Annotated in this window: 12 protein-coding genes; 7 read left to right on the top strand and 5 right to left on the bottom strand. The window is 63.6% G+C overall.

Annotation, left to right across the window (positions count from 1 at the left end; genetic code table 11):
- A partial coding sequence (locus tag AC1DTF_RS23830; RefSeq protein ID WP_477475857.1) for a beta/alpha barrel domain-containing protein occupies window positions 1-592 on the top strand: 592 nt, incomplete at its 5' end.
- A 695-nt stretch (window positions 593-1,287) separates the two neighbouring features.
- On the opposite strand, the gene AC1DTF_RS23825 is transcribed toward AC1DTF_RS23830, so the two are convergent.
- The 5 genes from AC1DTF_RS23825 to AC1DTF_RS23805 are packed head-to-tail and all read right to left on the bottom strand — an operon-like array spanning window position 1,288 to window position 7,086.
- Window positions 1,288-2,262, bottom strand: a complete 975-nt coding sequence (locus tag AC1DTF_RS23825; RefSeq protein WP_477475856.1) for a MurR/RpiR family transcriptional regulator — start codon at window positions 2,260-2,262, stop codon at window positions 1,288-1,290.
- Window positions 2,205-3,449 carry an ornithine--oxo-acid transaminase gene (gene rocD, locus AC1DTF_RS23820; protein WP_477475855.1) on the bottom strand — a complete coding sequence of 415 codons (1,245 nt, stop codon included), beginning with the start codon at window positions 3,447-3,449 and terminating at the stop codon, window positions 2,205-2,207. The genes AC1DTF_RS23825 and rocD overlap by 58 nt, the downstream gene beginning before the upstream one ends.
- A gap of 13 nt (window positions 3,450-3,462) precedes the next feature.
- Complete coding sequence (locus AC1DTF_RS23815; protein WP_477475854.1) at window positions 3,463-4,632, bottom strand: M20 metallopeptidase family protein; 1,170 nt, start codon at window positions 4,630-4,632, stop codon at window positions 3,463-3,465.
- Complete coding sequence (locus AC1DTF_RS23810; protein WP_477475853.1) at window positions 4,629-5,777, bottom strand: amidohydrolase family protein; 1,149 nt, start codon at window positions 5,775-5,777, stop codon at window positions 4,629-4,631. Before AC1DTF_RS23810 ends, AC1DTF_RS23815 begins: the two co-directional genes overlap by 4 nt.
- Window positions 5,767-7,086 (bottom strand): type I glutamate--ammonia ligase, encoded by a 1,320-nt coding sequence (locus AC1DTF_RS23805; RefSeq protein ID WP_477475852.1) that lies wholly within the window; start codon window positions 7,084-7,086, stop codon window positions 5,767-5,769. The genes AC1DTF_RS23810 and AC1DTF_RS23805 overlap by 11 nt, the downstream gene beginning before the upstream one ends.
- Window positions 7,087-7,317: 231 nt before the next feature.
- On the opposite strand from AC1DTF_RS23805, the gene AC1DTF_RS23800 reads away from it, so the two are divergent.
- The 6 genes from AC1DTF_RS23800 to AC1DTF_RS23775 are packed head-to-tail and all read left to right on the top strand — an operon-like array spanning window position 7,318 to window position 15,329.
- Window positions 7,318-8,100, top strand: coding sequence for an acetoacetate decarboxylase family protein (locus AC1DTF_RS23800; RefSeq protein WP_477475851.1), 783 nt, complete (start codon window positions 7,318-7,320; stop codon window positions 8,098-8,100).
- A 55-nt stretch (window positions 8,101-8,155) separates the two neighbouring features.
- On the top strand, window positions 8,156-8,950 hold the full coding sequence (locus AC1DTF_RS23795) for an SDR family NAD(P)-dependent oxidoreductase (protein WP_477475850.1): 795 nt from the start codon (window positions 8,156-8,158) through the stop codon (window positions 8,948-8,950).
- Window positions 8,947-11,169, top strand: a complete 2,223-nt coding sequence (locus AC1DTF_RS23790; protein WP_477475849.1) for an oxidoreductase — start codon at window positions 8,947-8,949, stop codon at window positions 11,167-11,169. The genes AC1DTF_RS23795 and AC1DTF_RS23790 overlap by 4 nt, the downstream gene beginning before the upstream one ends.
- A gap of 17 nt (window positions 11,170-11,186) precedes the next feature.
- Complete coding sequence (locus tag AC1DTF_RS23785; RefSeq protein ID WP_477475848.1) at window positions 11,187-12,629, top strand: aminobutyraldehyde dehydrogenase; 1,443 nt, start codon at window positions 11,187-11,189, stop codon at window positions 12,627-12,629.
- A complete protein-coding gene (locus AC1DTF_RS23780; protein ID WP_477475847.1) occupies window positions 12,626-14,041 on the top strand; it encodes a diaminopimelate decarboxylase family protein in 1,416 nt (471 codons plus the stop codon). The genes AC1DTF_RS23785 and AC1DTF_RS23780 overlap by 4 nt, the downstream gene beginning before the upstream one ends.
- Window positions 14,034-15,329 carry an aspartate aminotransferase family protein gene (locus tag AC1DTF_RS23775; RefSeq protein ID WP_477475846.1) on the top strand — a complete coding sequence of 432 codons (1,296 nt, stop codon included), beginning with the start codon at window positions 14,034-14,036 and terminating at the stop codon, window positions 15,327-15,329. The genes AC1DTF_RS23780 and AC1DTF_RS23775 overlap by 8 nt, the downstream gene beginning before the upstream one ends.
- Window positions 15,330-15,477 lie beyond the last annotated feature (148 nt).

The raw sequence follows: 15,477 nt of genomic DNA, 5'->3' as shown, positions 1-15,477 counted from the left end.
GGATTACATCGATGAGTCCGAGGTGCTGACCCCGGCCGATTACGCCAACCACATCGACAAGTGGAAGTTCACCGTGCCGTTCGTGTGCGGGGCGACCAACCTGGGTGAGGCGCTGCGCCGGCTGACCGAGGGTGCGGCGATGATCCGTTCCAAGGGCGAGGCCGGTACCGGCGACGTGTCGAACGCGACCACCCACATGCGCAAGATCGGCGGCGAGATCCGCCGGCTGGGTTCGCTGTCGGAGGACGAGTTGTTCGTGGCGGCCAAGGAACTGCAGGCGCCTTACGATCTGGTCGTCGAGGTGGCCCGCGCGGGCAAGCTGCCGGTGACGTTGTTCACCGCCGGTGGTATCGCCACGCCTGCGGATGCGGCGATGATGATGCAGCTCGGCGCCGAGGGTGTGTTCGTGGGCTCGGGCATCTTCAAGTCCGGTGACCCGGCGGCGCGTGCGGCGGCGATCGTGAAGGCCACCACCTTCTATGACGATCCCGATGTGCTGGCCAAGGTGTCGCGCGGTCTGGGCGAGGCCATGGTCGGTATCAACGTGGAGGACATCGCGGCGCCCCACCGGCTCGCCGAACGCGGCTGGTAAGCGAGGTAGCCGACGGCGTGGTTTCACCGCCGGTGAGGCGCACGCACAACGCCGTTGCGATACATGCGTCGACAGCATCCGGGCTCGGAGCGCCGAGTGAAGAGAATGCGCGCCTTGAAGGCCAACAGCGCTAGGGTCGCCTAGTTGCTCGGGTTTGCTCGGTCAACACCTCCGACGGTTGTGCCATGGCTCAGGCCACTCCTTCGGCAGGGGCCCGCACCCGTCGTGTCCAACGGCGCGTTTCCCACCCAGTTGACGACCGCACTCAACTGGTCGACCGCATCCCCGACGTCATTGCCACTGCACCGGGTTTGGTCACCGTCAACCGTCGACGTCGACCGGCTACCAGGTCTGAGATAGCGCGCGTTCCCGATGCACACTCATCTCACCGATCGACGTTGAGGGATCAACTGGCACCAGGGGCTGGACGTCACCCCCGCGCGTTGAACGATCATATGTGCACAGACCTCGTCGAGAACGCCGTCGAAGCTGCTGGCGCGGTGCGGTGCGGTTTGGCCGGTGCCCATGGTTGTGGCAGGTTCCACCTGACTCGGCAGGGTTCCCGGATGTATGTGCACACACCGCCGCGGCCCGGCGACTGCACGTGATGTGGACACAGCCGGAATGGTCGATGCAGAGGTGTGTCCACAAGCCTTGGTAGGCCAGCGGTTGGATCTACGATGGCGAGGCATTTTTCAGCGCAATGCGTCTCGGTGCCGTTCGAACTCGTTGACGCGTCGGCGGCCTTGTTCGCCGCATAGCACCGCCGTCGCGGCGATCAGTGCCTCGGTCATGGCCAACGCCGGTACCAGAGAGTCGAACGGCGACACGGAGTCCACGGGGGTGGTGAGCACAGTGCTGGCCACCGCGGCGATGGGCGATGGGCCGCTGTCGGTCAGCAGAAGTACTTCGCCACCAGTGTCATGGTGCGCACGAGTGAACTTGATGACCTCGACGTCGTATCGGCGGAAATCGTAGGCGATGAGTAAGTCCTTCTTGCGTACCGAGGCCAGACTGTTGAGGGCTACGAGTTCATCTTCGTTGATCACCTGTACCCCCAGGCGCAGCATCTGCAGGTGCGCCCCGAGATACGTGGCAAGTATCTTGCTGAACCGACCACCGATCAGCGTGATTCGTCTGCCTCGGTCGGCAACGGTCTCTGCGATGCGTTGCAGTTCGCCGGTGGGCAGATCGTCGAAAGCCTGATGGATCGTAGCGACAAGCAGATCGCGGACCCCAGCGCCGAAAGCCGGATGGGAGGGTGCCACGTTGTCGTGGAGCGACTCATATTGTTTGGCCGGCGAACCGAGACTCTCCTGCACTTCGCATCGCAGTCGGACCTGTAAATCGCTGAACGTGGGGAAGCCGATGCGGACTGTGAAACGCAGGACGGTCGGTGAGCTGACACCGGCCCGTAGCGCAAGTTGAGCGACGGTCTCGAGACCAGCGATCGGATAGGCCGCGAGAAGTGCATCGGCTACCCTGCGTTCTCCCGTGCTCAGTTCGTTGATGCTCGACCGTACGAGGTCGGCAACCGGCTCATGTTTCCCGACGCGCGGCCGCGTCAATGCGGTGTCCTGAACGTCGTCGTCAGGCGCAGTGTGTGCCGATGTCAATCCACGCGGATAGGGCCGTCGCTGAGCGCGGCGGTGAACTGAGTGATCATCCATTGCAGCTCCTCTTCCGTGATGACCAGGGGCGGAGCGAGTCGCACCGTGGATCGGTGGGTGTCTTTGGCCAGAATTCCGCGCTGCATCAAGCGCAGGCACACCTGCCGGCCGGTCATCCATGCCGGGTCGATATCAATACCGGCCCACAGGCCGCGGACCCGAACCGAGGTGACTCCATTGCCGACGAGCGGCGCCAGACCTGCGTGCAGCTGATCGCCTAGATGGGCGGCATGGCCCTGGAAGGTGTTGTCCGACAGCATGTTGACCACCTCGTTTCCGATCGCGGCCGCCAGTGGATTGCCGCCGAAGGTGGACCCATGATTTCCGGGGCGGATGACGTCCATGATGTGGGTGCGCGTGGCTACAGCCGAGACGGGCACAATGCCGCCGCCGAGCGCTTTGCCGAGGGTGTACATGTCGGGTTGGACATCCTCGTGATCGCATGCGAAGGTACGCCCGGTTCGGCCCAGACCTGACTGAATCTCATCGGCTATGAACAAGACGTTGTCCCTCGAGCAGAGAGCGCGAACCTCTTTGAGGTAGCCATCCGCTGGTATCAGCACACCGTTCTCGCCTTGAATGGGCTCAATCAGGACTGCTGCGGTGTTCTCGTTGATTGCTTTGTGGAGTGCGCTTGCGTCCCCGAAGGGAACGGTGATGAACCCTGGCGTGAATGGRCCGAAACCGGCGCGAGCGTTCTCATCCTGCGAGAAGCTGATAATGGTTGTGGTGCGCCCATGAAAGTTGCCGTCGGCGACGATGATCGTGGCCTGTCCGTCGGACACGCCTTTTATTTCGTAGGCCCATTTCCGCGCGATTTTGAGCGCTGTCTCGACTGCCTCGGCGCCGGTGTTCATCGGCAGGATACTTTGCATGCGCGTGAGTGCAGCCAGATTCTGGCAAAACTCGCCAAGCCGGTCGTGGTGAAAGGCCCTGCTGGTCAGTGTGAGGCGCTGTAGTTGGTCCAGCGCGGTACCAATCAGGCGTGGATGGCTGTGGCCGAAGTTCAGCGCCGAATAGCCAGCAAGGCAGTCCAAGTAGCGCACACCACCGACATCGGTGACCCAGGCGCCCTCGCCGCTGTGAATAACGACCGGTAGGGGGCTGTAGTTGTGGGCGGCATGCCGTCTCTCGGCCTCGATGAAATGGGCGGCCGTCGCAGTGCCGGCGGCGGTGACGTCTGTCATGGTAGGGCTTCCTTTAGAGATCCGGTTGGTGTGCAACGGCGTGGGCGGCCAGGTAGCCGAACATGATTGCGCGGGCTACATCGCCAACAACCGAATCGGGTGGCGCGAAGCGCGGCGAATGCAGGGGTGTGGAAGGCGTCCCTGAGCCCACGAACATCATCAGCCCGGGCATGACACCGCAGTAGTAGGCGAAATCGTCCGATCCTGCAGAACGGTGGTCATCGATCACGCCGAACCCATTGTCACGCAAAAGCTGTGCGCATCGACCAGCGATTGCCGGGTCGTTGGTCAGAACAGGCTCACCCGCGACGAACTCGACCTCGGCGCAACAGCCGTAGACGGAGGCTAGTTGATCGGCCAACGCCGAGAGCCCGGCGATGATGCGTGCACGATCTACCTGTGTCATGGCGCGGATCGATCCCCTGGTGGAGGCGACGCCGGGTATGGCGTTGGCCGCGGCGCCTGCCTTCAGCACAGTGAAACTCAGCACCGCGTTGGCCATCGGGTCGGTCATTCGACTGATCAGCGATTGGGCGGCGACCACGATATGGCATAGCGTCGCCACCGCGTCGCCGCCCATGTGAGGGTAGGCGGCGTGGCCATCGACGCCGCGTACCGTGACTGTGAATTCGTCTGAAGAGGCGTTGACCGGTCCGGTTGTGCACGCGACGACGCCCTGCGCGATGCCAGGGTGTACATGCGCACCGATCATGGCGATCGTGTTGTGTCGCCGCAGAACAGCGCTGTCAACGATGTCCTTTCCTCCGGAGGGATACGTCTCCTCGCGGGGCTGCAGCACGGCCAGCGCGGGGACGGCGCCGTCGGTGGAGTCGATGGCTGTCATCACTGCCACCAAGGCTGCCAGGTGCACATCATGTCCACAGGCGTGCATCACCCCGTGAAGCGCGGAGGCGTGCGGGTAATCGGACTGCTCGTGGACGGGTAGCGCGTCCAGTTCTGCCCGTATTCCGATGGTGGGGCCGTGACCGCCGACTCTGGCTACCGCACCGGTATCAGCCACGGCTTGGTGAACCGCGCCGGCGGGCAGCGCTTGCAGCACGCGGCCGCAGGTGTCGAGTTCCTTGCCGGAGACCTGCGGGTGCCGATGTAGTTCCTGACGGAGCGCGACTGCGGCCGGCAGTGCGCCTTCGAGCGCAGTGGAGAGGCGGTTCTCGAGGGTCACTGCGAGTCGCCCAACCCGTAGGCATCTACGGCATTGCGTTGTCCGATCGCGATGGCGATATCGACGGCATCCTGCGGTGAGCAGTCGCCGCGGTCAACCCAGCTACCCAGCGCCTCTCCGGTGGCGGTTCGCCAGAGCCGAGCACCCAGATAGTGCAGTTCGGCTGGGCCCCAGGCATCCGAGGAGTAGAGCAATTTGTCGAAAGGCGTCAACTCCATGGATTCGGCAACGATGGTGCGCGCACTGGTACCGAGAAAGTTGATCGCCAATCCGATGTCGATATAGACAGACGGGTAGGCGTGGGCGAGGTACGCGGCCTCGCGGTGGAACGGATAGCAGTGCAGCAACATGATTTTGGCGCCTGAACCTCGGGTGGCGTCAAGGAATTGGGTCAAGGCGAGCGGGTCGGCGCGGCGCAGGTGAAGGTCGGGGTCTCCGAAACCGACGTGGATTTGCAGCGGCAAGCCGGTGTCGATACCCGACCAGATGGCGAAGCGCAGCAGCACGGGGTCTGTCACGCGTGTGGTGCCGGACTTGGCGATCTCGGCAAACCAGTGCGACGCGGCGGCGGCCACCTCAGTCATGCCTGGGCGCGCCGGGTCGAAATCGAGTCCGTACCGGTAGGCAACGATCGATTTCAATCCGATGACGGTAGGAACGGCCTGCGCGAGGCGGCGCTGGAACTCCTGCGCGAACCGGGCGGCGGAGATGCCGCTGCCTGCGACCTCTTCCAGCAGGCTCTCGAGGCGGAGGATCTCCAGGCTGTACGCGCCCGCCCTGGTTGCCAGCTGTTGCGGCGAACTGATCCGTTCCGCGGCGTGCCCGGTGTCGACAAGGAAGGTATGCACACCGGCGGAGGTGAGAAAGATCCGACTCACGACGTCATTGCCGAGGTCACGACGCCGATCGAGATAGGTCTGGGCCTGGCAGAAGGTGGGTAGGTCGAGAAGCGGCGCGCACCAGCGTCGTATCGCCAGCCCGAGTGGGTTGTGGAATCCGTGAGTGACGCTGTGGGCGGGCGCGTGTGACTCGGTGAGCATGCTGCAGAAGTCGAGGTCTTCGGGTGTGTCGGTCAGCACCCCGTGAACGTGGTGATCGATCAGCTGCAGCGTGTCGAGTACATGCGTCAGGTTTTCAGTAGACACTGCGGACCTGGTCGATGATGTCGTTCGTGGACAGGCCCGCCACCGCCTGTAACTCGCATCGTCGGACCTGGAGGAACGTGGTCAAGAGTTCGTCGCCCAGCCAGTCCGCGACGGCACTGTCGTTCTCCAAGAGCTCGAGGGCCTGGGCCATGCTTGTCGGTAGCGCCTCGCATTCGACAGCCTTGGAATCGACATCAGCCGGCCAGACCGGGCATCGACCGTCGAGGTTCTGGATACCGGACAAGCCGGCGTGGACGAGCATTCCGATCGCCAGCCACGGGTTGCATGTTCCGTCGGCGGCGCGGAACTCCAAGTTGAACTGTGCAGCGCGGGAGGCTGTTTCGGTCCCGGTGGTGGGGCAGATCCGCAACAGCGCCTCCCTGTTGCGATCCCCAAGGAAGACACCGCCGACGCTCCAGTGACCCGGTTGTAGTCGGATATAGGACGCGACAGTCGGTGCACAGATGGCGGTGACAGCCTGCGCATGAGCCAGTATCCCGTGCGCAAACTTTCTGCCGATCTCGGAAAGCTCTGCCGCAGCTTCAGGATCGAACAGAACTGGTCGACCGGCACTGTCGAGCAGACTGAAATGAATGTGGGCACCGCTGCCGGAGGTGGTCGCATTTCGCATCGGCGCAAATGACGCACGTAGTCCATGGCGGCGAGCGAGATCTCGAGCGATGTCGCGAACTAGTATTGCCCGGTCGGCGGCCACGAGCGCCTCCGCCGGCGCAACGGTGACCTCGAACTGGTCATCGCCGAATTCAGCCAGCCAGTTCTCTGGCTGGAAACCATTGTTGGACAAAGCCTCTACAAACTGAGAGCCGAAAGGTTCCGCCTGGCGTAGCCGCTGCAGGCTGAAGGGTGCGCTGGGTTCCAGACCGTCGAGGAAGAATTCGTGTTCGAACGCCGCCACCATGGTGAGTCCTGTTTGGTCGCGAAGCCTCTGCAACGCGCTGCGGGCGAAGGAGCGGGGGCAGCACTCCCAAGCCGCGCCGTCGAGTTCGGTGATCTCTCCGAGCACCACCCGCATCGGGGCTGTGGTGTCAGGCAATTCGGCGGCAGCTCCGACTGGAGTCAGACGTAGATCGCCGGTAGACCCGAACAGATTGTCGGAGACGATGTCACCGAACGCGGTCAGCGCCATGTTCGCCGGCACCCAGCCGGTTCCCTCGGCGGGGTCGCGCCCTGGTGCTACCGCGCGCCCGCGCGTTATGCCCGCCAGGTCCTGCGTGGCGATGAAGGTGCTGGTGACGGGGCGCGTAGATGATGCGACGGACAACGGTGGTCTCCTCGGTGCGGCGGGCACTGTCGGCCACGCAGGTGGTGAGCGCACCACTGATCTCAGAATTGCTCCTGGGGTGATTGCGGCTCCATTGGTGGAGCGTCGACGGCGGTGACGAAGTTTGTTGTTCGCACAATGGAGGGCCGTTGACCGCCGGTGTGAAGCTCGAACTGTCGTTCCGATCAGCTGGCGACCACCACAGGTCGCCGCTGATCTTCACACTTCTCCGATCGAAAGAGATCCGAAATGGGCTACATGCCAACCGATCAAGATGTCGAAGAGCTGAAGGGGTATTTCGCGAAGCCGAAGTTCCTGACCGAGGCGCTCAACATCGGCTTCACCACCGAAGAGGCGTTTGTGCGTGAGGTCCTTCCGCCGTGCCTGGAGCCGACGGCAGAGCCGAGCGGCCTTGTGGAGGTGTCTCGCTGGCAGACCCGCGGAATCGGCACCTTCAGCGCTGCGCTGGTGTACGTGCACGCGTCCTACGAGGGCGTCGACGGGGTCTTCCCGATCGCGAGTTTCTTCGGGAATCAGAACAACACCAGCTGGAACCGCGAAGTGTGGGGTGAGGGTGGCAAGACCGCGGACGCCAGCCTGCACTCCGATGGTGGCCGCCGCCGTTGGGGCTATGGGAGCCGGCACGGCGTGACGTTCCTTGAGATCGATGCTGAGCTGGGCGATGACCTCGGCGAGGAGACGAGTTCGGGGCGCTATTACGAGGTCAAGGCCTTCATCAGCAATGAAGACGGTGGCCTGCAGTACGACCCGATCCTGTACGGGCTCGACGAGACCGATACCGTCACCACCCACCGGGAGGGCACCGGGTCCTTCGTGCTGCGCAGCACTCCGTTCGATCCGCTGGGCGAGATCCCGATCCTGTCGCAGGGCACCGCTGAGTACAGCGAAAGTTATACCGATTACAACCTGGCCGAGATCGTCTCGTTCCCTGACCGCGAGAACTACCTCCGGTACGCCTACGGAACGCGCTATTGGGACGATCCGCGCCTGCTGCCCGCTCCGCCGCGTTTCGCCAAGTGAGCCGACGTTCTGTCCGATTCTCGACCAACACATTTTCTGAACAGGTAGCTATTTCATGACTGACGACAACCGCACGCGCCGATTCACAAACAAGACCGCGTTGGTCACCGGCGCCGCCGCAGGCATCGGCGCGGCGGTTGCGCAGGCCTTCGCTCGCGAAGGCGCCAATGTGGTGATCGCCGACATCGACGACGCCGGTGGACGGACGCTGGCCCAGTCCATTGTCGATGAAGGCGGCACTGCAGTTTACGTGCACGCCGACACCACCCGCGGCGAGGAGGTGCAGGGCATGGTCCAAACGGCGGTGGACACCTACGGCGGGCTGGACATCGCAGTGAACAACACCGGCAACCTCGCCGGCGGCGACTACGCGGGCCTGCGGATCCACGAGGCGTCCGAAGAGCAGTGGGACGGCACGATCGGGATCAGCCAGCGCAGCGTGTTCCTGTCGATGAAGTACGAGCTCGCCGTGATGGTTGCCGGGGGAGGCGGTGTCATCGTCAACACCTCATCGATCTTCGGGCTGACGGTGTCGCCGAAGGAGTTCAACACCCCGGCCTACACCACCGCGAAGGCCGGTATCCAGCAACTCACTCGCCTTGCAGCGATCGACTACGCCAAGGACGGTATTCGCATCAACGCGATAGCACCGGGGATCACCGCGACACCAGGGGTGCTCCTCGATCTGCCCAAGCAAGAGGATCGTGATCAGTTGGCGAGGGTCCAACCGATCTCGCGGATGATTGAGCCTGCCGAACAGGCCAGCGCCGTGCTGTTCCTGGTCAGCGATGAGGCCCAGATGATCACCGGTCAGACGCTGGCCATCGACGGTGGATGGTCGGCGCTGTGAACGCCACCGGAAACCAGTCACGTCCGGTCCGCGATCACCGCCATGACATCCTCTTCGAGCCGATCGCCGTCGGTCCCAAGATTCTGAAGAACAGGTTCTACGCCACTCCACACGCCACCAACTTGGGCACCGAGCTTCCCGGCGCGGAGGCCTACTACCGGGCCATGCGCGCCGAGGGTGGCTGGGGCGCGATCAATCTCGGCCACACCGGCATCAGCATGGAAGGCGACGAAGCGCCGTGGGTGTTGCACCGCCTTGTCGACGAGGGCGACATGCGGAACCTGCGCCTGCTCGTCGACCGAGTCCACGAGCACGACGCACTCGCCGGCTGCGAGATCGCCTACCCCGGAGTCGGGCACAGCGGCTTCACCACCCGGCTACCCGGACGGGGTGTCTCTCAGCTTCGCGGCAACGAGTTCTCGGAGACGTCGTGCTACGCCATGTCCAAGCGCGAAATCCGGGAACTTCAGGACGAGTACATCACCGCGGTCCGTCGGGCACTGGACATCGGTTTCGACCTGGTCGGGCTGCACCATCGACAGGCAGGCGCGATCGGCTACCAGTTCCTGATGCCGTACTTCAACAAACGCACCGACGAGTACGGCGGCTCGTTCGAGAATCGGATCCGGTTCTCCTACGAACTGTTCGAGCGGACGCGCGAACTCGTCGACGGCCGCGCCGCACTGGTCGCCGGATTCTGTATTGATACCCGCAGCTATGGGATGGGTGACGGAATCCGGGTAGAAGAGGAGGGCATCGCATTCATCGAGAAGTTCGACGATCTGGTCGATCTCTGGGATGTCCAGGTCGACACCTGGCCCGAGGATTCCGGCGCATCGCGCTGGTACGGGCAGAACTGGCAGCGACCGTGGGTGGAGAAGATCCGGCCGCACACGAAGAAGCCAGTGGTGGGCGTCGGCCGGTTCACCGACCCCGACGTGATGGCCAAAGCCATCACCTCCGGGCACCTCGACATCATCGGTGCGGCCAGGCCCTCGATCTCAGATCCCTTCCTGCCCTTGAAGATCRAGGAAGGGCGCTCCGACGAGATTCGCGAGTGCATCGGTTGCAACATGTGTGTGTCGCGGGTCAACCTCGGGCGTGGACGCATCATGTGCACCCAGAACGCCACGGTCGGCGAGGAGTATCGCCGCGCCTGGCATCCGGAGCGTTTCGCGACGGTCGCCGACCCGGCCCAGGCTGTCCTCGTCGTCGGGGCCGGCCCCTCCGGTTTGGAAGTGGCTACAGTGCTGGGCCGACGTGGAATCGAACTCGTTCACGTCGTCGATGCCGACGCTGAACCGGGGGGTCACCTCAACCACATATCCCGGTTGCGGGGCCTGTCGGAGTGGCGCCGCGTCGTCGATCACCGCCAGATTCTGATCGACAAGCTGCCCAATGTCACCTTCGTCGGAGGTACCAGGCTCAGCGCCGCGGATATTCACGACTACGGTGCCTCGATCGTGCTGTTGGCAACCGGCGCGTACTGGGATCGCACCGGCGTCAACAACATCACCCACCGCACGATCGACGGTGCCGGGGATCCCGCCAATCAGGTGCTCACCCCTGACGACATCCTGCGGGGTGGAGCTGCGGTGCGGGGCGAGTCGGTGGTCATCTTCGACTCGGACGGGTACTTCATGGGTCCGAGCCTGGCTGAACGTTTTGCCAGAGAGGGCAAGGCGGTCACCTTGATCAAGACCGGTGCCGACATGGAAGGCTACATGGCGCCCAGCGGTGAGGGCCCTCAGATGATCGCCACGCTGCTGGATCTCGGTGTCTGCATCAAGACGTCCACCATGCTCACCGCCATCTCGCCAGGGCGCGCATCCATCGCGTCGATGTACACCGATTCTTTCAACGAGACAATCGACGCCGACGCGGTAGTACTTGTCACTCAGAGACTCTCGGACACCACGTTGTACGACGAGTTGATGGCTGACGAGCAGACGCTGGCCGGCAGTGGCATCGAGAAGCTGATCAGGGTCGGTGACTGTCTGGAACCCCGCGTCATCGCCGACGCAATCTTCGACGGACACCGGGTGGCCCGCGAGATCGACAGCGCCAACCCCGCACGTGCGCTTCCGATGATCCGCGAGCACCGTGTCATTGGTGCCGACGACGCGTTCTACGACCTGATGATCGAACCCAGAGAACCGCACACGCCGCGATCCTCCTTGACCGCAGCCGAACTCGCTGACCTGCACCAGCAAGTCTGAGAAAGGGACAACACCACATGAGCGTCAAAGTTCGACAGGACCGAAGCTACATCGACGGCGAATGGGTCGGCTCGAGCGACGGTGAGGAGATGGAGATCCTCAATCCTGCCACCGAGGAAGTGATTGCCACCGTGCCGAGGTCGACGGTCGCCGATGTTGATCGGGCTGTGGCTGCAGCATCGACCGCGTTCGAGTCGTGGGTCGAGACCACCCCGCAGGAACGCATGGAGATGCTGATCGCGTTGGCGAATCGCCTCGAAGAGAACCATGAGGAGTTCGAGGATCTCGACTCGCTCAACGTGGGAAAGATCATCACTCAGGCGCGCACCGAGATGATCTGGGCCGCCGATAATCTGCGGTTCTTCGCTGCGGCCAGCCGCTTCATGGAGGGCAAATCCGCCGGGGAGTACCTCCGTGGGCACACGTCGTACATCCGCCGCGAGCCGATCGGTGTCGTTGGCCAGATCGCCCCATGGAACTACCCGCTGTGCATGGCCGTGTGGAAGATCGGTCCGGCGCTGTCAGCCGGCAACACCGTTGTGCTCAAGCCCGCCGATGCCACCCCGCTGACGGCATTGCGTCTGGCCGAGCTCAGCGAAGGAATTCTCCCGGCTGGCGTGTTGAATGTCGTGACCGGGACCGGACCGCAGGCCGGTCAGCGTATCGTCGAGCATCCCGACGTCCGCATGGTGTCCCTCACGGGTTCCACCGAAACCGGCAAGCACGTCGCCCGCCTCGCTGCCAACACGGTCAAGCGGCTGCACCTGGAACTCGGCGGTAAGACACCAGTTCTGGTGTTCGACGACGCCGACCTCGACGCCGCGGCCGGGCGCATCATCGAGAAGGGGTTCTGCAATTCCGGCCAGGACTGTATGGCGGCCTCTCGCATCCTGGCCACCCCCGGGGTGTACGACGAGCTGCTGGAGCGGCTCACCGCCAAGGCTGCGTCGATGAAGGTCGACAACCCCGCTGTCGGCGAATCGGTGGAGATGGGCCCGCTCGTCACCAAGGCCCATCAGGAACGTGTCCTGGGCTTCATCGACCGTGCGGTGTCTGCCGGCGCGTCGGTGCATGCCGGCGGCAGCAGCACCGGCGCCCGCGGCTTCTTCGTCGAGCCCACCATCATGGCCGGCGCAGAGCAGCGTAGTGAACTCGTCCAGCGCGAGATCTTCGGGCCGGTCATATCGGTGCAGCGCGTGGAAGACGAAGAGGCTGCGGTCAAGTGGGCCAATGACTGCGACTACGGACTGACCGCATCGGTCTACACCGCCAATGTGGGTCGCGCTCTGCGTATGACGCGGCGCCTGAACTTCGGAACAGTGTGGGTCAACACGCACGACACCACCATCGTGGAGTTCCCGCACGGTGGGTTCAAGCAGTCGGGCTACGGCAAGGACATGTCGATGTATGCCGTCGAGGAATACACCAACATCAAGAATGTGATGATCAGTCACGCATGAACGAGACGTCAGCACTCCGGCTTGAGGCCGTCCGTATCCCCACAGACACACTGGAGGCCGACAACAGCGGGATGCTGGTGATAGACGGCATTCGTGCAGTAGATTTGTTGCACGAGTACGGGTCTCCGCTGTTCGTGATCTCTGAATCGACGTTGCGGGCGAACTATCGACGGGTCGCGGCCGCGTTCAGTACTCGCTGGCCGGCTGCGATCAACGTCATGTTCGCCATCAAAGCCAACAACAACCTGGCCGTGCGTGCGATCTTTCACGACGAGGGTGCCGGTGGTGACTGTTTCAGCGTCGGTGAAATCCATGCAACTTTCACCGGCGGCGCCGATCCCGCACTGATCGCGCTCAACGGCCCCAACAAGTCCGACGAGGCACTGCTCGAAGCGGTGCGGCGTGGGATGTGTGTGAATCTCGACAGTCCTGAGGAATTCGCGCAGTTGCGCAGTATCGCCGCAGCCGAAGGCCGCGTGTGTCGCGTGGCGATCCGGCTGCGGCTGCAATCCTCTGAGTTCGAATCTGCACTACAGCAAGGGCTTCCCGACCTCAACGCAATCCTCGGTGACCGGGAGAACGGCCTTTCGCTGGATGCCGCAGAGAAGATGGTGCAGGCCGTGCAGGAGTGTGGCGACCTCCATCTGGAGGGATATCACTTCCACCTCGGTCGGGAGTCGCGGGACCCGCGGGTGCAGGCGCTGTGGTCGGGCGTGCTGGGTCGCCATGTCGCCGAGCTCTATTCCCGGACTGGTTACTGGCCCGAGGTCATCGATGTCGGAGGCGGCCTGGCCCGCGAGCGGGAGCCTGAATCCGGTGGTGCGTCGATGATGAACCATCACAACATCGACGAGTATGCCGAAGCGATCACCGCGCCCCTGCTGGTACAACTCTCGACGGTCGGCCGCGACATCCCCGCACTGTGGCTCGAACCCGGGCGGTTCTTGGTGGGCAATGCCGGTGTGCTGTTGTGCAGCGTCGGCATCGTGAAGTCGGACGTCGGCCGTTGCTGGGTCCATGTCGACGCCTCGATCAATGACCTGCCGCGAATCGACCTCTACCACTGGGACTACGTCGCGTTGGCGGCGGGGCGGCTTCACGATGCCAACAGCACGATGGCCAACATCGTTGGATCACTATGCACGGGCGCACCGCTGGTGATCGATGCGGCCGTCCCGGATTTGCGGCGCGGCGACATCGTGGCATTCCTGGATGCCGGAATGTACGCCGAGGTGGCCGCGACCCAGTACAACGCCATACCTCGACCCGCGACAGTGCTCGTCGCGGGTGGACAGGCGGAGTTGATCAAACGTCGCGAATCCGTCAGTGACGTTTTCGCGCAACACATTCTGCCCGATCGACTGGCTCACGACACCAACCCCGCATGCGCTTCGAGGAGGATTCATGGCTGAAACCCTGACGGCACAGCAGCAATTATGGGAACGTGCCCGGGCGGTGATTCCCCGTGGAGCGTCCTCGGGCCACCGCGTGGGCTGGGAACAGGTGTTCGTTCGGGCCCACGGCGCCTATGTTTGGGATGCCGACGGCAACCGCTACATTGACCACCTCCTTGCCTGGGGCCCAATCGTGCTGGGGCACACCGACGAACGAGTGAACAGCGCTGTCATGCAGGCACTGTCGGTGGTCGATCTCACTGGTGTGGGGCCGCAGGCCAATGAGATCGAAACCGCGGAGATCGTCACGGCACATATGCCCTGCGCCGACAAGGTCGCGTTCTGCACCTCCGGCACCGACGCCACCCTGCACGCGGTTCACATTGCCCGTGCGGTCACAGGCCGGCGCAAGGTGCTCAAGTTTCACGGTTCCTACCACGGTTGGCACGACCAACTCGCCGTCGGTGGTTCGCGTGCCGACTCAACTCCCACCGGCCCCGCAGACACCCCGAACAGCGCGGGTCTGCATCCAGGGTCGGTGTCCGATGTGATTGTCGTTGACTGGAACGATGCCGCCGGCGTGCAGGCCGCCTTCGACGCCCACGCTTCCGCTATCGCCGCGATCTTCTGCGAGCCGTACATCCATAGCTTCGGTTGTGTGGCGCCCGAACCAGGCTTCTTGGAATTCTTGCGTCAAACCGCCACCAATAGCGGCGCTCTCCTTGTCTTCGACGAAGTGAAGACCGGTTTTCGCACCGCGATCGGCGGCTACCAGTCGGTGTGCGGCGTGACGCCTGACTTGACGGCCTTCGGCAAGGCGATTGCCAACGGCTTCGCCGTGGCCGGGGTGGCCGGAGTGGACGCGGTCATGAGTCACATGGGCGCCTACAGCGGCGCACACGCCACCATCGACGGAACCTACAATGCCTCGCCGTACGCGATGGCCGCGGCCCGCGCCACCTTGGGTGTCCTGATCGAGGAGTCTGTACCCGAGCGGCTGTCTGCTTTGGGTGAGCGGATGCGCAAAGGCCTGGCCAAGGCGATCGCAGACACCGGCGTCCCGGCCTGTGTGGTCGGTCAGTCCTCAGAATGGTGCCTGTACTTTCGGCCCACAGCGCCACGGAACTTCCGCGAGGCCCTCGAAGTGGATACCGAGATGTACGCTCGCTACCACCGAGGTCTGCTTGCCCGCGGTGTCCTGGAGCCGATGCATGCAACCGGTGATCGACGTCTGTGCGCGGCGCTGACCGAAGACGATGTCGATCAGACAGTGGCAACGGCGACAGCCGCGATGGCCGCGCTGTGACGACACGCCGTTGGGGGTTGTCCCAGAGCCGCATCGCGAGTTGTCGAAAGTTCAATGGGACTCCGAGTCTGTTTCAGCGACGATTTGAGGTAGCGCCAACACAACGATCGTCATCTCGGGAAGGAACTGTCGCCATGGCTGCTCGGCT

The sequence above is a fragment of the Mycobacterium sp. P4_H6 genome (genome assembly GCF_056400845.1).
Note: the sequence above shows the minus strand (reverse complement) of the source record. Positions and strands in the feature narration are given on the sequence as shown.